Source organism: Pontibacter chinhatensis (genome assembly GCF_900113285.1).
Taxonomy (GTDB): domain Bacteria; phylum Bacteroidota; class Bacteroidia; order Cytophagales; family Hymenobacteraceae; genus Pontibacter; species Pontibacter chinhatensis.
Genome location: NZ_FOOT01000002.1, coordinates 62,834 through 83,888 on the forward strand (window position 1 = coordinate 62,834; position 21,055 = coordinate 83,888).

The 21,055-nt window shown below is 47.3% G+C and carries 19 protein-coding genes and 1 tRNA gene; 12 read left to right on the top strand and 8 right to left on the bottom strand.

Going from position 1 to position 21,055, the window contains the following annotated elements:
• Positions 1-9: 9 nt before the first annotated feature.
• The 9 genes from BM040_RS05610 (at position 10) to BM040_RS05645 (ending at position 6,979) form a co-directional block, all read left to right on the top strand.
• Complete coding sequence (locus BM040_RS05610; protein WP_092099542.1) at positions 10-615, top strand: 3'-5' exonuclease; 606 nt, start codon at positions 10-12, stop codon at positions 613-615.
• 64 nt (positions 616-679) lie between these two features.
• On the top strand, positions 680-1,084 hold the full coding sequence (locus BM040_RS21570; RefSeq protein WP_139217772.1) for a hypothetical protein: 405 nt from the start codon (positions 680-682) through the stop codon (positions 1,082-1,084).
• A gap of 883 nt (positions 1,085-1,967) precedes the next feature.
• Complete coding sequence (locus tag BM040_RS05615) at positions 1,968-3,236, top strand: DUF2130 domain-containing protein (RefSeq protein WP_092099543.1); 1,269 nt, start codon at positions 1,968-1,970, stop codon at positions 3,234-3,236.
• A 77-nt stretch (positions 3,237-3,313) separates the two neighbouring features.
• Entirely contained in the window at positions 3,314-3,955 is a 642-nt protein-coding gene (locus BM040_RS05620) for a vWA domain-containing protein (RefSeq protein WP_092099544.1), read from the top strand.
• A 54-nt stretch (positions 3,956-4,009) separates the two neighbouring features.
• Complete coding sequence (locus BM040_RS05625; RefSeq protein ID WP_092099545.1) at positions 4,010-4,375, top strand: hypothetical protein; 366 nt, start codon at positions 4,010-4,012, stop codon at positions 4,373-4,375.
• A gap of 59 nt (positions 4,376-4,434) precedes the next feature.
• Positions 4,435-4,749, top strand: coding sequence for a hypothetical protein (locus tag BM040_RS05630; protein ID WP_092099546.1), 315 nt, complete (start codon positions 4,435-4,437; stop codon positions 4,747-4,749).
• 13 nt (positions 4,750-4,762) lie between these two features.
• The gene (locus tag BM040_RS05635) at positions 4,763-5,461 is read left to right on the top strand and encodes a hypothetical protein (RefSeq protein ID WP_092099547.1); all 699 of its coding nucleotides are present in this window, start codon (positions 4,763-4,765) and stop codon (positions 5,459-5,461) included.
• A complete protein-coding gene (locus BM040_RS05640; RefSeq protein ID WP_092099548.1) occupies positions 5,458-6,117 on the top strand; it encodes a hypothetical protein in 660 nt (219 codons plus the stop codon). Before BM040_RS05635 ends, BM040_RS05640 begins: the two co-directional genes overlap by 4 nt.
• A gap of 4 nt (positions 6,118-6,121) precedes the next feature.
• Positions 6,122-6,979: an agmatine deiminase family protein gene (locus BM040_RS05645; RefSeq protein ID WP_092099549.1), complete on the top strand. Its 858-nt coding sequence runs from the start codon at positions 6,122-6,124 to the stop codon at positions 6,977-6,979.
• 103 nt (positions 6,980-7,082) lie between these two features.
• On the opposite strand, the gene BM040_RS05650 is transcribed toward BM040_RS05645, so the two are convergent.
• Entirely contained in the window at positions 7,083-7,706 is a 624-nt protein-coding gene (locus BM040_RS05650) for a hypothetical protein (RefSeq protein WP_092099550.1), read from the bottom strand.
• Positions 7,707-8,026: 320 nt separating this feature from the next.
• On the opposite strand from BM040_RS05650, the gene BM040_RS22150 reads away from it, so the two are divergent.
• Positions 8,027-8,281: a transposase gene (locus tag BM040_RS22150; protein WP_394333077.1), complete on the top strand. Its 255-nt coding sequence runs from the start codon at positions 8,027-8,029 to the stop codon at positions 8,279-8,281.
• Here BM040_RS22150 and BM040_RS05660 read toward each other — a convergent pair.
• The 3 genes from BM040_RS05660 to BM040_RS05670 form a co-directional block, all read right to left on the bottom strand.
• Entirely contained in the window at positions 8,268-10,193 is a 1,926-nt protein-coding gene (locus BM040_RS05660; RefSeq protein WP_092099552.1) for a DUF262 domain-containing protein, read from the bottom strand. The two genes, BM040_RS22150 and BM040_RS05660, sit on opposite strands and share 14 nt — an antisense overlap.
• The gene (locus tag BM040_RS05665) at positions 10,183-11,673 is read right to left on the bottom strand and encodes a DUF262 domain-containing protein (protein WP_217646711.1); all 1,491 of its coding nucleotides are present in this window, start codon (positions 11,671-11,673) and stop codon (positions 10,183-10,185) included. The genes BM040_RS05660 and BM040_RS05665 overlap by 11 nt, the downstream gene beginning before the upstream one ends.
• Before the next feature lie 1,133 nt (positions 11,674-12,806).
• Positions 12,807-12,880, bottom strand: a tRNA-Ile gene (locus tag BM040_RS05670).
• Between the two features lie 92 nt (positions 12,881-12,972).
• Between BM040_RS05670 and BM040_RS05675 the strand changes: the two genes are divergently transcribed.
• Both BM040_RS05675 and BM040_RS05680 read left to right on the top strand, forming a co-directional pair.
• The gene (locus BM040_RS05675; protein ID WP_092099553.1) at positions 12,973-13,605 is read left to right on the top strand and encodes an HAD family hydrolase; all 633 of its coding nucleotides are present in this window, start codon (positions 12,973-12,975) and stop codon (positions 13,603-13,605) included.
• The gene (locus BM040_RS05680) at positions 13,592-14,878 is read left to right on the top strand and encodes a site-2 protease family protein (RefSeq protein WP_092099554.1); all 1,287 of its coding nucleotides are present in this window, start codon (positions 13,592-13,594) and stop codon (positions 14,876-14,878) included. Before BM040_RS05675 ends, BM040_RS05680 begins: the two co-directional genes overlap by 14 nt.
• Before the next feature lie 155 nt (positions 14,879-15,033).
• On the opposite strand, the gene BM040_RS05685 is transcribed toward BM040_RS05680, so the two are convergent.
• The 4 genes from BM040_RS05685 to BM040_RS05700 all read right to left on the bottom strand — a co-directional run bounded on the left by BM040_RS05685 (position 15,034) and on the right by BM040_RS05700 (position 20,999).
• On the bottom strand, positions 15,034-15,339 hold the full coding sequence (locus BM040_RS05685) for a rhodanese-like domain-containing protein (protein ID WP_092099555.1): 306 nt from the start codon (positions 15,337-15,339) through the stop codon (positions 15,034-15,036).
• A gap of 3 nt (positions 15,340-15,342) precedes the next feature.
• Positions 15,343-17,169, bottom strand: coding sequence for a T9SS type A sorting domain-containing protein (locus BM040_RS05690; protein ID WP_092099556.1), 1,827 nt, complete (start codon positions 17,167-17,169; stop codon positions 15,343-15,345).
• A 263-nt stretch (positions 17,170-17,432) separates the two neighbouring features.
• Complete coding sequence (locus BM040_RS05695) at positions 17,433-18,176, bottom strand: PASTA domain-containing protein (RefSeq protein ID WP_245756110.1); 744 nt, start codon at positions 18,174-18,176, stop codon at positions 17,433-17,435.
• Positions 18,177-18,296: 120 nt separating this feature from the next.
• Complete coding sequence (locus BM040_RS05700; RefSeq protein ID WP_092099558.1) at positions 18,297-20,999, bottom strand: D-alanine--D-alanine ligase family protein; 2,703 nt, start codon at positions 20,997-20,999, stop codon at positions 18,297-18,299.
• Positions 21,000-21,055: the final 56 nt, after the last annotated feature.

Sequence of the window (21,055 nt, forward strand, 5' to 3'; positions counted from 1 at the left end):
CCCCGCCCCATGATCCTCTTCTTCGACACAGAAACAGCTGGTCTGCCCCGCAACTGGAAGGCGCCGCATACCGACACGAACAACTGGCCACGTATGGTGCAGCTGGCCTGGCAGGCATTTACACCACAAGGGCAGTACCTTTCCGGTGGCAACTATATCATAAGGCCCGATGGTTTTACTATACCTGCCGAAACAAGTAAAATTCATCGCATTACTACTGAACGTGCTCTACGTGAAGGAGTAGCCTTAGAAGAAGTAATGTCGCAGTTCGCACAGGCGTTGAGTACCTGCTCGCATGTTGTAGCGCACAATATTAACTTCGACAAGAACATTGTAGGTGCAGAATTTATAAGGGCTGGTATTAACCGCCCCCTGTTTAACAGGCAGCACATATGCACCATGCAGCGTACTACTGATTTCTGTGCCATACCGGGCAACTATGGCTATAAATGGCCTACTTTATCGGAGTTACATTATAAGCTGTTTAACGAATACTTTGATGAAGCCCACGATGGTTTTGTGGACGTAAGCGCTACAACAAAGTGTTTCTGGGAACTGGAGAAGCAAAACTTCTTCGGCAACCTATTTGCTGCAAAAGAACCCGAAATGTTTTGAAGAAATCACTGAACGAACCGGTAATACACTAAAACGCATATCACCCAAAATACAATCAAATTATATGAAACAAATTTACTTAGCAGGGTTGGTCACAATTATAACCCTTACCTGTTCATTAACTTCTAGTGCACAAGCGAGACTTACTATCGAAAACAATTCGATGCGGACAATGACGGTCAAAGTTATGAGTGGATCAACTGGAAAAGGTACTCTACATAAGACAGTTTCTATTGGAAAACATAGTTCTGGAACCGTTTATTTTTCAGAAACCGGCTATTATTTCACTAAAACTAAAGCTGTCCTAAGTGGTAGAGATCCTGTTTATCAAAAAGGAAAACCATTTAAGGTAGTAAATGATGACACTGGCTACTCTGTTATGACCCTCACATTTTCTATTACAGAGTCTACTGTACCACAAGTTACTGGTGGTCAGCAAATCTCCCGCCAGGAGTTTGATCAGAATTAGGGGGCTGCTTTAACCTAATTACACAAATTTCTCCTGTGATCTTATTTTTACTCCTATCTCGATACACTATATACATGATAAATGGCAGCGGGCTTCAAATTGCCCGCTGTTTTTATACCTAACATCCCTACAGAACTAATTATGGAAACCAACGCTTTTAAGCAGGCTAGCCTGGAGCAACTGCATCGCCTGTACTATAACCTGCAACACCGCATTCTGCGGGAAATATTCTTATCTGACCAAGTTTGACAACCTGCTAAGCCCTAAACCAGAAGGAGAAGGCTTACTTAGCGAAACAGGCACTATCGAACCAACCAACATTGTAGAAAAGGTGACTGCGGAGTAAGCATGCGGCCAACCACACCTTTGAAAGAATAAGTTAATTAATTATTGAGCTTGAGCGTATCCGTTCGACCAAGTGCATCTTTCTGGCCTGAGTCACAGGGCTTAGTTTTGCTGGCAAAAAGAGTAAGATGACCCATCAAGAGAAAATGCTCCACTTAGTGGAGGTGTATGAACAGAGCGTGCATAGCTAGCGGGCCTTCTGTCGGGACCAGGGCCTGAAGGTTTCCCAGTTCACCTACTGAATCCACAAGGTCCGGAAGGAAACGCAAGCCACTTCTGGTTTTGTCAGCTAAGCCCGCCTGAGGTCTTAACTTCAATTTACAGTCAAGTACATGTCTGGCAGGTTAGGTTCTACTACACTTAAGTACCTGCCAGACCTTTAATATAAGATCACTCTTTTCCTCTACCCCTATCACATTCTGATACTCTATTCTAGAGACTGACACCTAACACTACTTAAATACACCGCTTTAAGGCACTCCCAGCACTGGCACCAGCTTTGTAATATCCTGTGCATCACCAAAACGCTATATAGGATATGAAAAACGCTACCACTATTTCCTGCCCACAATGCTCACACGAATTTAACCCAGAGGCGGCCATTGCATCTCGCATAGAGCAAGAGCTTAAAAACAAGTTTGCTGAGCAGGCAAGTCTGCTGCATCGTCAGCACGAAGCAAAACGACTGGAAGTCGAAAAAGAGAAAAAACAACTGGAAGAAATGCGACTGCAGCAGGAACAGCTGGTGCAGGAACAGGTAGCCCGCGAGCGTGGCGTACTCGAAAACAAACTGAGGACAGAACTTAACCAAAGCATGGGGAATGACCTGGCTTTGCTGAAGGAAGAGAAAGCCCTGATGGAGCAAAAGCTGAAGGAGAAACAGCAGAACGAACTGCAGCTGTTGCGTCGCCAGCGTGAACTTGAGGATAAAGAGCGCGAACTGGAGCTGAAGACCGAGCGCCGTATCCTGAGCATGCGTACGGAACTGGAGCAGAAGATACGCCAGACCGAAAGTGAGCAGACCGAACTAAAGCTGAAGGAAAAGGATAAGCAGATTGAGGACATGAAAAAGCTGGTGGAGGAAATGAAGCGCAAGAGCGAGCAGGGCTCTATGCAGCTGCAGGGAGAAGTGCAGGAGCTGGCCCTGGAGGAGAAGCTACAGCAGACCTTCCCTTTTGACCTGATAGCAGAAGTTGGTAAAGGGGTGCGCGGCGCAGATGCCCTCCAAACGGTACGCGGCACCATGGGCGAGGACTGCGGCACCATCATCTACGAGAGCAAGCGCACCAAGGCCTTTGGCAACGACTGGGTAGAAAAACTAAAAGCTGATGCCCGCACCGCCAAAGCTGATATAATGGTACTCGTAACGGAGGTCTTGCCGAAGGGTATGCAGCACTTCGGGCAGTATGAGGGGGTGTGGGTCTGCACCTACCAGGAGTTCGTGCCGATGGTGGTGCTCCTGCGCGACTGCCTACTTAAAGTAGCTGCCGCAACCGCAAGCCAGGAGAACAAGGGCAGCAAAATGCAGATGCTCTACAATTACCTGACCAGCACCGAGTTCAGCCATCAGTTTGCGGCCGTAGCAGAGGGCATCTCCAGCCTGAAGAGCGGTATCGTAAAGGAGCGCGCCCAGATGGAGAAGATCTGGAAGGAGCGCGAGAAGCAGCTGGAGAAATCACTGTTAAACATCTGCGGCATGTATGGCTCAGTGCGAGGTATTGCCGGTGGCGCTGTTCAGGAGATCAACTTACTCGAGCAGAGCGAAACGCAGGCGTTACCGCCAGTCTCTCAGCCCCAACTAAACTAAATTCCCGGCGGCACCCGAGCGGGTGCCGCCCCTCCCTTTACCCAACATCTTGTTCACTACCCACTAAAACTTATACCATGAGTACAAAGAAAATCCATAACTTGATCATCCTCGACGAAAGCGGTTCAATGCAGTCTATTAAAACACCTACCATTACAGGCTTTAACGAAGTTGTGCAAACTGTAAAAGGAGCCAAAGAAAAATATCCGGAGCAGGAGCATTTCATCTCTCTTTTTACTTTTAATGGCGATGGCATCAAGCCAAAGCTTTTCATGGTACCCATTGCGGCATTGGAAGAAATCGATGGAAATATCTATCAGCCTAATTCCATGACGCCCCTGTTCGATGCCATCGGAATCAGTGTAAACAAACTAAAGTATAACCTGACGGAAGTGAAAGATTACAATGTGCTCGTTACAATTCTCACAGACGGTTACGAAAACGCATCGAAAGAATTCACAGGTAGTGAAGTAAAAAAGCTAGTAGAAGAGTTGAAGAGTAAAGGTTGGACATTTACCTATATTGGGGCCAATCATGATGTGGAGCAGGTAGCCATGTCGATTTCCATCACCAACGTGTTGAAGTTCGAGTCTAATGATTCGGGCACCAATAGCATGTGGGCAAAAGAGCGATCTTCCAGGATGAACTACCTCCGCAAGCTGAGCCTAAACGAGGACGCACAAGACAACTACTTCAGAGAAGACCCACAAAATAACTAGGTCAGTTCTCAATACCTAACCTCTCTTAATAAAACCTATCTATAACCACCTACTATGTTCAAATTTATTGAAGTACCCGAAGGCCTACAGCTTACCTTAACAGATGAAGCTAAACTCCGCCAAGAGTTCCCGAACCTGGATGTGAACCTTTACGAAGCCATGGAATACTGCGACTTCGCTCCAGAAGGAAAAAAGGCCGACGACTGGAGTGATATTAGCGGTTCTATTGGGCATGCCGCCATCGGGCATGGCATAGTTGAATTAAGCATTGGAGAGTTGGGCTATTTAGAGAATATACCTACCTGCATGTTTGAAAATCCGCAGATAAAGCCGGATGACATCTTGAAAGAGTTGGCCAAGCACGGGAAGCTTTTATTTACTCCTTTTGAGTTTTCTTATCATATGCCCACAGAAAAGTAGCAAGTGCAGCTAAGAGAGTAACTTATTACATATAGCTCAGTTTAAAATCATATTATTTTATGCTAGATTACCTGCTTTCTAAAGAACCTAACAATTGGGACCTGCGAGGCGATCCGTACTTATGGCAGGAGTTGCGGAACTACCTTAAGCATGAAAGTGAGCCCGAAACCGAAGCAGAGCTTGAAGCAGTCCTGATAAAGGGGTTTGAAATATTTACTGGAGCATCTCCTGCTACGGGTAAAGAAATATTTGTAGAGAAGTTCAGCCATGGTGGCACGTCAAGCGGCTTTGTCTGCTGCGACTTTTGGCTCCGGAAGGGCTTTCCATTTTTGCTTGAAGCTTTCAGACAACATAAAAATCTTAAGCTTACCTAGCTCTTAAAAACTCATGCACCCACTCTTACACATCAATACCTCCTCCAGGGCAAGCGTGGAGGAGAGCTTTTTCAGCATTGCCAGCAAGCTGATGCGCGATTACCAGCTTGTTGTAAACGAACAACGATACCGGCTGGTGGACATCGAGTTCTACTACTACGCCCCTGGCATGTTTGAGGACGTGTACGCCCACAAACATGAGGCGCAACTCCAGGTGGGCAAATGGTACTTCCACGGTTCTGGTATTGACATCACCTTCGGGGACGGAGAATGCTACGGCGGTATTCTGATCCGGGCCATAGCCAAAGTAACGGGAGAAGGCTTTGCCTGCCTAGACGGCATCTACAGGGAAGTACACGGCCCGTTAAACGTAAAGACAGAGATCTTGTCTAACATAGGCAGCGCCTTTGAGCGGAAAGCCTCCTTTTTATACCTCGAAGATGTGAGCTTGGACCCCATGGGAGCCAATATGGTAGATAACCGGTATGTTATCAAAACCAGCCGTATCGGCTTGAACAAAGATAATGATACCGCAGACCAAAGCTTCTACAAGGGCAAGTACCGCTATGTCATCTTCCCGCACTTAAAGCTGAAGAACAAAACCCAGATAGCCCTGGACATGCGGGAGCAGTTCCCAGAAATGACAATAGATGAGATAAACAGGGAGCTGGGTTCCAGATTCTTGAAAGAAGAAAATTGCCAGACAGTATGACACTAGAAAACATAACGAACCATATAAACGCCAACGCGGCAGCCATCACAGAAAACCTTGCGCATGAGAGCATAGAGGTGCACAAGTACCTGATGCAGAAGTTCAGCCGCACGAATGCGGCAGAGGATCTCCTCTTCCAGTTCCTGTACAGGAGTTTTTATAGGCTCGACAACGCTGGCCTTACGGCTGAGTTCAAGACAGCTTATTTTAATATATTCGAAGAAGAAAGAGCTAATCAGCATCCTAATATCAAAGCTATTCTTCAAAAGCTGAGAAACTTCAAAAACAAGAAAGGTCAGGAGAATGTGCAGTTTTCTTTTGCCACGAAACTGGCAAATACCATTAACAACAGCTACCCGATCTACGACAGCGAGGTGGCCAGGGTGTTTGGCTACTCCAGGCCTCTTGACAAAGACTTCGACAAGAAGGTAGACAAGTACCTGCTGCAGTTCCAGCATATCAGGGAGGCCTATGATAAGATACTTGCTGAAAACCTGCTCAAGCCTACCATAGAGCTCTTTAATAATAGGTTCCAAGGCCACAGCCTCCCGGAGATGAAGCGGCTGGACTTTATCTTCTGGTCCGCGGGCAAGCTGCTGAAAAAGGAAGTCGCAACTAGGAAAGAACCTCAGCAGTTAGACCTTGCCTCTGCCTAAGTACATGGTTACAGACCGTGACACCAACTTCGTCTTTTTCAGCAGCCTGATCAGTGAGCGGCCGGAGCTGAAAAGCTTTTGGCTGTACCTAGAGAAAATACTTAGGCGTGCCGGTATAGGGTACGGCTTTATCGAGAACACCAGGGACATCTGGTGCCGTGACTATATGCCGGTGCAGGTAGCGCCGAAGCAGTTTGTGCAATTTACCTACTCCCCCTCCTACTGCAACACCAATAAGTACCGTCACCTGATAACCGACACAACACGGGTGCAGCTCAGCACTCCTTTGGCAGTCACCCCCCTACATAACACTTTGGTGATAGACGGTGGTAATGTGGTGCGCTCGGGCAATGCCGTGGTGATGACGGAGCGGGTCTTTAAAGAAAACAAGGCTCTCATGAAAGAAACTGTTACAGCCCGGCTAACGCAGGCGTTGAAGGTCGAGCACCTATACTTTATTCCATCCCAGCCCTATGACATGACCGGCCACTCCGATGGCATGGTTCGTTTTATGGACGACCATACTTTACTGGTAGCTGATTTTAGCAGAGAGCTAGATTATTGGAAAACAACGTATAGGAATGCTCTGCAAAAGACCGGCCTTCGTTTAATCGACCTCCCAGCTGTGAACACCTACGTCAAAAATACCCAAGGCGACTATACCGCTATCGGCTGCTACATCAATTTCGCCTGGATCGGCAATGTGATCCTGTTCCCGCAATTCGACCTGTCGGAAGACAAAGAAGCTCTGAAAGAGGCAAAGCTCATTTTCAGAGATTATAAAGTTATACCTGTGCCGTCGTCAGAGCTAGCCATAGATGGCGGGGTGCTGAATTGTGCGACTTGGAATGTGCGGGTATGAAATAAAAACCGCCACTCAGCTAGTGGCGATTTGATGATTCATTAAGTGTTGACCTGAAAATAATCAGCTATAAATTTTCTTAAACTATCTTTATGAAAGGGATTTATTTAACCTCAAAAAGTTTACAGTAAATATAGTTGGAAGAGCTTTCACAGTACAGCGTGTTATCTACTGCTTCATAGAAGGTGTCGAACTTTACATTTCTTAAATCATACTTAAGAGGTTTCTTACCTGGTTTTTTCACTTCATCGAGAAGCTTAATACTATCATACCAGTGTTTAAATTGTTTTTTTCTATAATTAGCATTGTCAGTATAAACTAAAATCAATAGTTTATGTGTGATTGATTTTTCACCTCCCTTAAACCACACCATTTCGTTCATTTTATCCAGTTTACCAATCTGTACACAGAACTCCTCAAAATTCTTATTACTTGGATGGCCTTTTGGAGTATCTCTTTTATTGCCATGAATATCTACATTGAATTGTGTGATGTAGAATTTGAACTCAACAATAACATTATCATCTCCCAACTGAAAGAACAGATCGTTGTAATTCCATTCGATTTGGCATCTGGCCTTGGGAGCAACTTTAAGAAGTTGCTTGATCCACTGGTATCGATAAACACTTTCATTCCAGAGATCCAATGGTACTATCGCTACTTCATTCTTTAAACTTTGGTTCGTAGCGATTGTCACCTCTTTTACTAAGTTTTGAATTTCACTCATGTTAGATGGTCAATTGATATATACTGTATAGTTCTTACGCAGCACCCAAAATCCGCTTCAGCGTATCCTGCATAGCAATCCGAAAGGCGTCGTCTTTAGCGATCAGCCGGTATAGGTCCAGGGGAGGCTTCTCCACGAAAGTGTAACTGCTCTGCTGTGGTAGGGGCTTTCCGTTGCAGGTGCTCTTGGCCGGTGAGCAGGCCGGTGAGGCCCCACAGCTGCTCAGGCTCCTGGAGTTTGAGGGGAAAAGCCTAAAGCAGTGGTAGCTGACAAAGGATACGAACAGCCAAGTCAACCGGAAGGCTCTGCGGGAGAAGCTGATTAGAGCCCAGTTACCCGGAAGGGGCTTGGCTGCGGGAAATAGTCGCAGAAAAAAGGGAAGGCCACCTAAAGTGAGCAAAGAGTTGTACCGCCGGAGAAACATCACCGAAAGGCTCTTTGGCAGGCTCAAGGAAATGAGGCGGTTTGCCCGCCACTTTGATAAACTCGCTGACACTTACCAGGCTTTCGTGCAGCTGGCCTTTATGAGAGCCTGCCTCAAAACTTTTTTTCAAACACACCCTAGTTTAAGTTGATGCTTTCAGAAAGTAGGATTTGCTTCATGGCCTTACTGTGCTCAATAACCTCATCATCCCACCAGTTCTCCTTTTCCATCATAAGCCTCTGCTTAATACTATCAGTTCCGGCTTCTAAATAGTAATCCTTCTTGGCTTTTGGTAAGTGGTTATTAAGCTTAGAATTCTTACTACCACTGATAAGACACAGATTTCCAAAACTGTGTAGAAGATCTGGGTGCATAGGCTTGATACCAGGGAGTGGATTCTGTGGATAGTAATGCTCAACTGAGCTACTGAATGTAAATTCGAAGTCATTATACTTGATTGGTTCCTTTTTCCAGAGTAGATAATCTAGGTAATTAAAAATGAAGTTTTCTACATTAACCCCATCATCTAGAGCTTCTTCACATATATTCACACCTGTAGGTGAGCCATTGTTTTTGTAAATGATGTCAAAATAATCTTGTGGTGTTTTTGCTAAGAATCTATCAAATAGGTATGCCTTCGCTAAACTCTCTAAATGTGTCAAGTAGTAACTTGCACTAACTTGCTCCCTTTCAAAAACATACTTCAGTGCAGCATTTAACCAGTGTTTGTATACAAGAGTTGGGGCAGATACATGAAACATTGAGAGGATCATCAAGATCTTTTTATTCTCACCATCTGATTCATTTTCGTCACCAAATGTATTTATATAACTGACGTTGTTGCCATCATACCATTTCAGTCGCTTCAGGCTCCATTGGTCTTTGTCTTTTAGAAATTCTCTTTTGATAATATACTTATCAAACAGGAACTTGCATTTAAGAAGATTGTAACCAAAAGTCTTTACAAACTCTTGCACTTTTACTTTGTCTCCCTTCAGATAGGGGTCGAAAATTTCAAGTAATCGCTTGTCATCCAGACTGACATCAGATTCAGTCTGAACGCGAAGGACGTGCAGTAGAAAGTTTGAAAAATTAATTACGGTATTGAATCGATCCGGAGCGTCTTCCTTTTGACGCTTTGGTTGTTCGAAAGCTCCTTTATATTCGATAATTGCATCAATTGATAGTTCTTCCCCCTCGACATCCTCATCTGTTATCTTCAATGAAGAAAACATCTTAGAGATAGATTCTAAATTATCATACTGCAGAGTATTCCAATCCCTTTCCTTAAATAGAGCACTCCTTTGTTCGACTGAAAAACCGTATTGTACATACCGCTCCATGTCAGCACAAGCTTCCCAAATTAAATGAAATGCGTAGCTTAACTCCCTATCATCTTTTATCTCCTTAAGCATGTATGCTTTAAGCACTTCATGCTTCTCGAGCTGCTCACCACGGCTGTTCATGATCTCAAAGTAGTGATTGAGATCTGTATCATGTGGGACTGGTACTCTAAGTATGTAGACGTTATTTATCAGGTAGCTATAGAACTTCTCTATAGTAATCTTATTCTCTCCGATGATCTTTTTCAGAGCCTTATGTGCATCTGCATAAGCTTGCTGAATGGCTGTGTTGTAGCTTCTGAAATCTTGATAAGGTATTACCTTGGTATCTGAGAAAATCGCCTGCAAAGTATCTGTAGAAACTTGCCTGCTATCAAACTCCAGGTTCAACTCGAACCAGTCTTTTAGATCAAATTTTTGGCTGTATTCTCTTTTGAGTACACTTAGGAGAATGTTGAGTGTTGTCAGTCGCTGTTGCCCATCAATGGTTTCAAAGATAGTGACTCTATCTTCCTTTCTTTCATAGACAATAAGAGAGCCTATGTAATATGGTACAGCCTTCTCATCAACATTATCCTTTGAAGCATAGTCAACTATATCTTGGATCAATTGAATAATCTCCTTATTACCCCAAGCATAGTTTCGTTGGTATATCGGAATTGCATATTTGCCTTGGCTAAACAGGCTTCGAATGTTAAGCGGAGTAATATTATTGTCCATGATAGTAGTTCATTTTCTTAAATAGGTTTAGGATGGCATCTGTTCTTGTAGAGTTATTTTTCCCTACACTTGATAGAGGTACATTGAGGATTGTTGAAGGATGTATTGCTTCTTTGATTATCTTGAAAATGGGCGGATTCGCTAAAGCATGATTATCAATTGAAGCTAGATGTATAGCATAGAGTTCTAATCTTAAGCTATAAGACCAGATATAGAATTTCTCAACTGCTCTGGAGATTTCTGCAGTTCCGAATTTGTCAATATAGTAGACAAGGCAACAGTTGAATAAATTACGAACGTATTTATCACCCACTCTATCTTTGCCATCGTAGTTTTGGATAGTTTCTAATATCTCTATAGCGTTTTTATCTGATGGGGAAAGAAACTTCTTTGTTTCGGCCATCGATTTAATCGAGTTAACCAATTCATTGTAATGGTTAATCATCTCGAAAAACCGCTTGCCGTTAATAATAACTTGGTCTAGCTGGAAAGGGTAAGACATAGAGTTTCTGTCGATGTTTCTGTGAAACTCGTTGTTATAACCTTCCACATAAAAATGGCTGATCCGGTATAAATCTGCAAAAGGGAAACTCTCCTTAACTACAGGACTTACTCCTTTAAATACATCGACTTCATCTTTTGTGAAATACCGAGCTGAATAGCCTTTAGACCAATTTCTGATCCTGAACAAATAGTTTCTGAATAGGACTGCCAGTTTACTTGAATCCATGGCCTCCCATTCTGTAACACTTTTTATTCTTTCAGACTCCGTAGTACTACTTGTCATTTCTCGCAGGTGAAATGCCTTAAGCAAGTCATGGGGAGCCAAATCTTTACCTCTGGAGTTTTGGGAATCAAAAAATTGGAAAGCCTCAGAAATATCCTCCAGAACAACCTGCACTAGTTGGCATTTATAGTAGAAGAAATGAATAGCCTCTTCGTCAAACTCCCGTATTCTTCTTACTATCTCTTTATAGTTTCCCCGGATATTATTCTTTGAGAGACTGCTCTTAAACTTCAGATTTTCGAGACTTGGCTTATACTTATTTGTACTTTCCTTATTGCTAAGTTTTTCTAATTCTGATCCTTTATAGCTGTAGATTGCCTGTGCAATTAGCGTTAGAGTAATTGTACGTTGCTGACCGTCTACAACATTATATACCTCAGGTTGGTCCGCTTCCTGTTCCTTATGAATAACGAGGGTACCTAACCGGTAGGCAGACTGCCTTTTGTGAAGAAGTATATCATCAATAAGTTGATTGACATTTTTCAGAGACCATTTGTATGGTCTCTGATAATATGGAACAACCAGTCGGTTTTCAGATAACAGCTGTTTTACACTTATGATTTTTGGTTCTAGCTCTACCGGTACCTTATCAGTTGGTTGCAGTTTAACTTCTTCACTAACAGTTTTATCTTCTTGAAAGAAGCCAAGGGCCTGCATCCCCCCCGGATTGTCTAATAAGTTAAACCCTTCCATATTTGCACATTTTATTTTTACCCGTTAACGCACTCTTGATTACGCTCTCGTTATACTCCTTTCGAGTCTCGAACACTTTTGTTTGGATGAGATAGTTTACATGTCATCATGTTAAGAGTTGACTTCTTACCATCAAGCATATAAACAAAATAATTTACAATACATGTAAATATAACTACATTATAATATACGAAACAGCTTCTGTCTTTGATGATCTAACACACTACATCCTAACTAATTGATACACTGTTTATACCATCGAATCCCCCTCTTCAACATAAGTAATATAATATACTGAGGAAGAGATTTAAGCAAATAAGCTAAATCATTGATCAAATATAAAATTTAAAAAATCCTAAATTTGATTATATAATTTTAAATAGATAATATTGAATCTATTTGTCGTTGTAACAGTTCATTGTTAATAAAAAGCAAAAGACAAACAAAGTTCTTCAGGAGCTTGTATCAAAATACAAGGAGAACTTACGCCAGCACAATCTGGAGAAAAAGTTTTATAAATGGTTACTACTGCAGGAATTTAAGGGCAGACCAGATGTAAATGCTCCCAATTTCACAGAGGAAATCAGAAGCTTCAAGTATGCTAATTATCTATGTAGTAGGCATAGGTGTTGTCCGTCATTTGGCCAAAGACAGCCCGAACAAAACAGTGCCTGCTTTCAATTGCTTTTTGATGAGTCCTTGTCGAGGGCCTTCAATTTTAAATGATGCTCTCCAAAATTTAGATCAGCATTTTAAGGGGTACTTTATTGCCAATAAGCTTACCTTTGATAGGCATGGCCATAATCGCCTGATCAGCTTCATTCTTGAATATGTTCATACTATCGCAATAGTAACATGACCCGGTCATGATGACAAGAACAGATTCAACACCAAATCTTACCGCTACTAGGATCTCTTCCTTATATCATTACTTCTAAAGGACTTCTACAACCTAGAGGACACAGTGTCAACTTACCTATTCAGCTAAAAGCAAACGTCTCGGCGGATGAAATATACTGAGAAGGTAAACTGCATTAAACAGTGCCTTACAAGCTAAAAGGAATTTGTATGCAAATTGTATGCAAATAAAAAAAGCACTTACAAGTTTTACCTCGTAAGTGCTTGATTTTCAGTGGGCCCAGCTGGAATCGAACCAGCCACCTACTGATTATGAGTCAGTTGCTCTAACCGAATGAGCTATAGGCCCGTTCCGCATCTATAGAATTGCTTCCTTTGATTTGGGAGTGCAATTTTACATATTTGCATTCAATATTTCAAATACTACCAACTATTTTTTTCGTGGACCTGACACAAATCAATAATATCATTTTCGACCTGGGTGGTGTCATCATCAACCTGGACTACAACAAAAGCATAGAGGAGCTGCAGAAGCTGTGCAAAGCCAACTGCGACATTGCCTACAGCCAGAAAGAGCAGTCACACCTGTTCGATTTGCTGGAGACAGGCAATTGCTCTAACGAGGAGTTCCGCAACGGCCTGCGCGAGGCATACCACATAGACGCCACTGACGAGGAAATTGACGAAGCCTGGAACGCCATGCTGCTCGACATCCCGCAGGAGCGCATCGATTTGCTGCTGGAACTGGGCAAGAAGTACCGCATTTTCCTGCTGAGCAACACCAACGACATCCACCTGCAGCGTTTCAACCAAATCGTGGCGCATAGCTTCACCATCCCGAGCCTGGACTCATTATTTGAGAAAACATACTACTCACACCTGGTAGGCAAACGCAAGCCGGATGCCGCCATTTTTGAGCAGATCCTGGCCGAAAACAACCTGCAGAAGTCAGACACTCTGTTCATCGACGACAGCATCCAGCATATTGAGAGCGCCAACAAACTGGGCCTGCACACGCTGCACCTGCAGCCACCACTTACCATCAACGAGTTCTTTGCCGATGTGGCAGTCTAACCGGCGGCAATACGGGCTACACCTGCTGCTGTTCTGCCTCACGCTGGTTACCACCACCATTGCGGGGGCAGAGTGGCGGTATGGCAAACTGTTCTTCCTGGGGCCTCAGGGGTTCAGCTGGACGGGTACGCTTTCGTGGGCAGAGTTTGTGGGCGGCTTATACTTTTCGCTGCCCTTTCTGGGAGTGCTGACGGTGCATGAGTTCGGGCATTATTTCATGGCCCGCTACTACCGCATTGCCGTCACGTTGCCCTACTACATCCCGCTCTGGTTTGGCATTACCTCCTCTATCGGCACTATGGGGGCTTTTATCCGGATAAAAGAGCGCATTTTCTCGCGTCGCCAGTTTTTCGATGTGGGCATTGCGGGTCCGTTGGCAGGTTTTGTGGTAGCTATCCCTTTGCTAATTTACGGCTTCACGCACCTGCCGGAGCCGGAGTATATTTTCAGCATCCACCCGGAGTACGAGCAGTTTGGGCTGGATTACGCCCAGCATGTGTACCAGCAGGGCTTCGGCAATTTCTCCCTGGGCAAAAATCTGCTGTTTATACTTTTTGAGGAGTATGTGGCAGACCCGGCGCGCCTGCCGAACCAGTACGAAATTATACACTACCCTTACCTGTTTGCCGGTTACCTGGCACTGTTCTTTACGGCCCTGAACCTGCTCCCTATCGGCCAGCTGGATGGGGGGCACGTGCTCTACGGCCTTATCGGGTACCGTCGCTTTAACCAGATATCCCCTATCTTTTTTGCGCTGTTTATACTTTACGCAGGCCTGGGAGTGATATCGCCTCACACAGAGCCCCTGTGGGACGAAGAATTGCTGGTGGTGTTTGCGCCGTTTGCCTACTGGGCTTTTACCAAGCTGCTCGGTAACCGCAACTACGGTCTGGGCGCCACCCTGGCCATGCTGCTGCTACAGTACAGCCTGTCAGATTTCTTCCCGGAACTGGAGTCCTACTTTTGGATATGGCCCTTTTACCTGCTGTACCTGATTTTTGTGATGCAGCCTGCCACGCCCCGTTTGAAGTATAGCCTGTACCTGGCCGGCGTGATACTGGTGGCACAGGTGTTTATCTCATTTTTATTTCCAGCGGCGGATGGGTACAGCGGTTGGCTGGTGTTTGGCCTGCTGCTTTCCCGCGTGATGGGCATTTTCCATCCCTCCTGTCCCGACGAGCGGCCGCTGACGCCCCTCCGGAAGGCCTTGGGTATACTTGCTTTCATCATCTTCCTGCTCTGCTTCACCCCTACGCCTTTTATCATAGAATAAGAAAAGGAATTTAGGGATAAAGAAGACCCGGTTTTATACTTTGGAGTGACCTCCCCCAACAAAGTATAGCCCCTTGGAGCTATACTTTTACCCGAAATAAAAAAGGGAGCAGCCCTTACAGCTGCTCCCTTTATACTTTGATTTATAGGTTATACTTAGCCGTTATAGGCCAAAATACCGCCTACCAGGTTGCGCACATTGCTGAAGCCCTGCTGCTGCAGGAACGCTCTGGCAGAGGCGGAACGGGCACCGGAGCGGCATTGCACAATCACTTCCTCCCCCTTCAGGTCCTCCAGATCATCCAGGCGCTGTGGCAGCGTGCCCAGCGGAATGTTCTGTGCTCCAGGTATATTCGTTTCCTGATATTCCCAGTCTTCGCGTACATCTATAATAACAGGGGTTTCGCCTTTGGCCAGGCGCTCCTTCAATTCTTCAACGGTAATATCTGCTGATGCAATCATGGTTTAATGTGTTAGTATGATTTTTCTCGTGATAATAGCTTTTCTATTCTGAATACGCAAAGTATAAACCCCCGGTGGCAGCTGCCCTAAGGTGAGCGGCTCCTGCCTGTTTTTATACTTTTGCTGATGCACCTGCCGCCCCAGCACGTCGAATACCTGCACCTGCTCATAAGGCTCGCTCAGGTACACCTCGCCCCGGCTTGGGTTCGGGAACACGCGCATAACAGCATTATAGCGGTCCTCCTCCAGCCCCAGCGGCACCTCTCCCACCATCACAGGACGCATCATGATGGCGCCTTTAAAGGTTGTTTCCTCGGCCCAGCCACCGGAAGCGGTATAGGTAAACCTTCGGCCTGTGGCATCCTCATTCCTGTCGAAACCAATATTGATGTAGCGGCTACCGGGCTGCGTCCAGCCGATGTAGAAGCTGCCCTGCACCCGCACTGGCTGCGTCAGCGCCACCTCGTAAAACCCGTTCAGGGAATCGGAGTACTGCACCTGGAAGCTTTGCTGGTAAATAGACTCGCCGGGCAGTCCGTTGTCATCGCTCCAAATCCGGAAGGTGATGGCAGTGCCTGAGATGTCCTGCCCCACCCGCGGGAAGTATACCCGAAAGGCCCGCACCTGATCTACCTGGTTCACGTCGAAGCGCTGGGCCACCTGCGTGTTGGCGGTGCCCAGAAAACTGAAGCCGGCCTCTGCCGTGCCGTCGTCATAGGCATAGTAATCGGAGAAGGTGGTGCGGCGCTCGGTGATGTCGTTGGCGCGCTGCTGTGCGTTTTGCTCTTTCGTGTCGAGCCAGATGCCGTGGACCAGCGTGAAGCTGTCAGTTTGCGGCAGCGCAACGTTCTCCAGCCGCGGGTTGCCGCTCACCTGGTATTGCCGGGCCAGGCCCGGCACCAGTGCCTGCTCCCGTAAAAAAGTATCGGCAGCGGTGGCATTTATACTTTTGATATAGCCCCGCCAGCTGATAGCCCCCGGAAAATCGCCGAGGTTATTGAGCGTCGCCCATACCGTGTCGGCCAGCTCTCCCTCCGGGTTTGCGAGAAATTGGCGGGCGGGCATGGTCGTATAGTTTTTCAGCAACCTGCTTACACTTTCGCTGATGGCTATGTCGCGGGTGGTGTTCTGGCCTTTGCGCCGGTTTCGGTCCAGCTCCACGTAATCCAGGTTCCAGACATCGGCCAGGCCATTGCGCAGCCCCACGTTGCGGAACCGGAACCGGAAGCCGCTGTGAAAAAAGCGTGCCTCCCGCAGCTCTACAAACACCTGCGCAAAATCGGTCACCTCGCCCACCGCCGGCTGGCGCCATACTTCCTGCCATACTTCCGTGTTATCCAGAAACTCCAGCACCAGGTAGCGCTGGTTGTCCTCGGTGCGGTCCGGCACATCACCCAAGCCACCCGACTGCCAGTAAAAGCTCAGGTACACCGAGTCGGCTGGCGTGAGGTTGCCTAAAAGAATGGGCGCAGAAGCCAGGGTGTCGGAGGCGCCCGCCGCCAGGGTGTTGGGAGCATAGGCTTGCCCACGTGCATCCAGGCCATCCAGAGAAGCTACGTTTTTGGTGATGGGGCGCAGCGCATAGCGGTTGTTGATGAAAACGCCGCCACTGCTCCACCTCGATGTATCCAGGCTGTCGTAGCGGGCAAAGTCGTCGAAAAAGGGCAAGTTCTGCTCTGCTGCCCGGCGTAGTTGGTGCTGCGCTGGCGTAGGTTTATACTTCTGCGGCTGGCGGGCTTCCTGCTGCAAAGGCTGCAGTACCACCTGCGCAGAGGCGCCTGTAGCGGCCATTCCGAAGGAAAGAAGTATAAGTGCCAGCTGTTTTTTCATCCGAAGTATAAATTTAAAGCAAAAGGTAGCATTTCCGCTACTTCCATGCAAACCGAAAGGTTGCCCGCAAGCTAGAACGACTGTAACCGGGTTGAAATTTTAGGCATCCTGCACCCGTATTTATACTTTCGAAATGCCGCCAATTTCATCAGCAGAGGCCAGGGAAAAGAGAAGCAAACCCATCATTAGTCGCGCAACAAAAAACGCCCGCCATTGCTGGCAGGCGTTCCTGTTTATACCTTGATTTTATACTTTGCTTGGGTTTAATCGATTCCCTGCACCGGTTCCTGGCTAGCTACCCAAAGATCCACCAGCTCTCCTACGCGGATTCTGGCACCCACCTCGGCGTACGGACGCTGCTTCACGACAGTACCGTCGGGCTCGCCTGAGCCCTGTACGTAGAAAATGTTGCCAATCTGCAGCCCCTGCCCCACTAAGAGCACGGAGGCTTCATCCACTGGCATACCCACTACCTTTGGCATCTCAAACTCTGTCTCGCCCAGGCCATCACCCACATGCAGGTCCACCACGGAGCCTTTCGGGATCATCTCCCCGGGCTTCACCTCCTTGCCATCCACAAACTGTTTTAGCACGGCATTCTGCTGCAGGTCCGGCACAAACGTAATCTTGCCTTTGCGCAAATCGTAGCTTTTCAGGATGAGCTCGGCGTTCTTCACGGAGCCGTCAATGAGCTTCGGCATCTTGATCATCGGCGGGTTTTTCATGTTCACCGAGATGTAGATCTTGCGGTTTTCCTTCACCTTCTGCCCCGGCGCCGGGTCCTGCGTCAGCACCTCGAAAGGCTTCTGGTCAGGCCGGTACGTGGAGTCGTTGATGAAGTAGCGCAGACTCTGCTCCTCCAGCACCGCCTCCGCATCGGCCAGCTGCAAACCGGTTATCTTAGGCACCGAAATGCTCTCGCCATGGTTAGTGGTGGAGGGTAAGTAAAAGTAAAAGAAACCTAAAATCAGGGCCGCCACAATAACGCCCATAATAAGTAGATGCATTATAACACCCAGAAATGACTTCGCTTTAAACATGCGGTATGGTGATTGTTGAATTGTTAAATGGCTGATTACCTTTTTAACTCAACTTTCTAACTTTTTAACGTTCTAATTTTCTAACTTCTAAATTTCCGCTTTCATTTTGGTTCGCTCCATGCCGTACTGCAGGATGCGGTCGATGAAATCGTAAGGCTTGTAGCCGTTGATAGCGGTCTGGTGGAAGATACAGGTGGCCGGCGTCATGCCTGGCAGGGAGTTCACCTCGATGATGATTGTCTCCACCTCGTCGTTCTCCAGCACGCGCACAAAGGCGTCGATACGGGCGTAGCCTTCGATGTTCAGTATCTGGGCCACACGCCTGAGGTCTTCTTTCACCTTGTCGGAAATCTTCTGACGGCGCTCAGGGTCAGCAGCGTAACGGGCGGGTGTAATGTTCTGCCCCTCTCCGGCCAAAAACTTCTCCTCCAGCGATAGCACCTCCCCTTCGGCCAGGGCCTCCGACGCCTCAAACACCTCGTAGCTAACTGTACCGTCCGGGTTATACTTGGTCAGCAAACCACCGGTGATCTCCAGGAAGTGCTTGGCGCCGTTTCGGCTGATGAGCGTTTCCACCAGGAAGCCCACCTTGTTCGGGAATTCCTCCTTAAAGCCCAGCGACAGCGTGCGGGCGCATTCGGTATCCAGCTCCTCCATCTCCCGGAAAATCAGCGTCGTGAACGCCTCCAGCTCCTGGCGGTTCTTGATCTTTTTTACGGCAGAGCTACAGCCATCGTCGGCCGGCTTGGCTATGAACGGGTACGGGAACTGCGCTTCTATACTTTGGTAGAAAGCCTCCTTATCCTGCAGCCAGTCCTCTTTCCAGGCCATGGCGTGCTTGGCTACCGGTACCCCGTGCCTGCCTAGGATCTCATTCGTTTCATACTTGTTGATGGTGATCTGCGAAGAGCGGATTCCGGAGCCGTTGTATGGGATATACAGCTTCTCCAGTTCCTGCTGCAGCGCCCCATCCTCACCCGGACGACCGTGCAGGGCGATAAACACCACATCCACCAGGTTTTTGAGTTGCTCGTACGTAATGCGCTGCGGCTCCTGCAGGCTGCGCCCTGTATACTTTTTCGTGATGCTGGATGCCTCCTCAATGATCTGGGCCAGCACCGGATGCGGCTTTCCGCCCTGCTCAAAGTATAGCACCTTCTCTTTGATGTCGTCAGCGTTGTCCTTGAGCATGATGTTGATCGGAATCGAATACAGGCGGTGCGCCTCGTTGCTTCCGGTCAGGAAGATGGGCAGCGGCTCATACTTCACAGAAGACGACAGCTTCTCGTAAATATTGCGTCCGCTCTCCACCGAAATATGGCGCTCCGAAGAGTAACCGCCCATGATCACACCCACGCGAATTTTCTCCTGGCGGTGCGCCTGCTCGTCTTTTATACTTTTATCCAGCTGCTGCAAGAGGCGCGATAGCCTTACGGTGTCTTTACCCGTTTTCAGACGCTCGGCCAGCGAGGTGCGGATAATATAGGTCAGGAACTGCGACGGGTTCAGGCCGATTTCCGCTGCCTGGTGGAAGAAGAAGGACGAAGGCAGCATGCCCGACGTAGTATTCGGGTCGTTGAGGAAAATATTGCCTTCCTCGGTAATAAAGCCATCCAGGCGGGCATACACGTTAAAGCCAAAGTCTTTAAAGAGCTTGCTCGTGGCCCTGCGTATACTTTGGATCTGCTCGGTTGGCAGGTTAATCGGCGTAATTTTGCGACTTAGGCCCGGCAGGTATTTTGAACGGTAGTCGAATACCTCGCTGCCTTTCACAATCTCGGTTGGCGGCAAAGCAATCGGCTCGCCCTGCTCGTCTTGCACCACAATGCAGGAGAATTCCTTGCCCTGGATAAAGGCCTCTACCAGAATCTGCTGCTCGTGCTCTATGTTCGTCAGCGTGATGCTGTCGGTGGCAGTAGTATGGAACGTATGGTTGATGTGGTTGAAAAGCTCCTCGGGATGATAGATAATCTGGCCATCCTCCAGCACCACCGGCATGCCGATGCCCTCGCGGATATCCACCAGCTGCTTCATGCTCATCAGCTGCTTCTCCTCGCCCAGGGCCAGCCACTGGCTCTTGTAAATGGTCTTGGTAAAGAAGCTGCGCTCTACACTTTTCTCAAAGGCATCAAAATTATCTTCTTTGATGATGGATACCCCGATGGAAGAGCCCTGATGCGGCGCCTTGAGCACCAGCGGCAGGTGCAGCGCCGATTTTACCTCCTCAAAAATCTGGCGACGGTTCTGCTTCTTGCTCCAATCGGCATACTTGATAATCCTGTAATCCGGGGTCGGGAAACCGTGCTGCTTGAGCATTTCCTTCTGCGCTATCTTGTCAATCCCGATAGCTGACGGAAGTATGCCTGAGCCCGAGTAAGGAATATGGTACCACTCCAGCAGACCCTGGATACTGCCATCCTCTCCGTAAGGGCCGTGCAGTGTCAGAAATGCAAAGTCGAAATGGTCCTTGAACTCATTCGGCTGCAAACGCTTGCCTGCTTTGGCGATAATCCGGTCCTGCTCTTCTATGCTTAGCTCGCCCAGCGACTCGAGGTAGATCTGCAGCCCGTGCTCGCTTTCCGGCAGGGCCTCCACCGGCGGGTAGAAGTCGCGGATAGTGCCCTTGTAGATAAACTGCCAGTCGAGCAGAATGAAGTTGCCCAGGCTGTCTACAAACACCGGAACGGTCTCAAACAGAGACTTGTCTAAATTGTCGTACACTGTACGGCCACCCGCAAACGAAATTTCACGCTCGCGCGACGGACCACCGAAGATTATACCTACTTTCATTCTTGCAAAGGTAACAAATGAGGGGCTTAAGTTAAGTAGAATTTAGGATGTTAAAA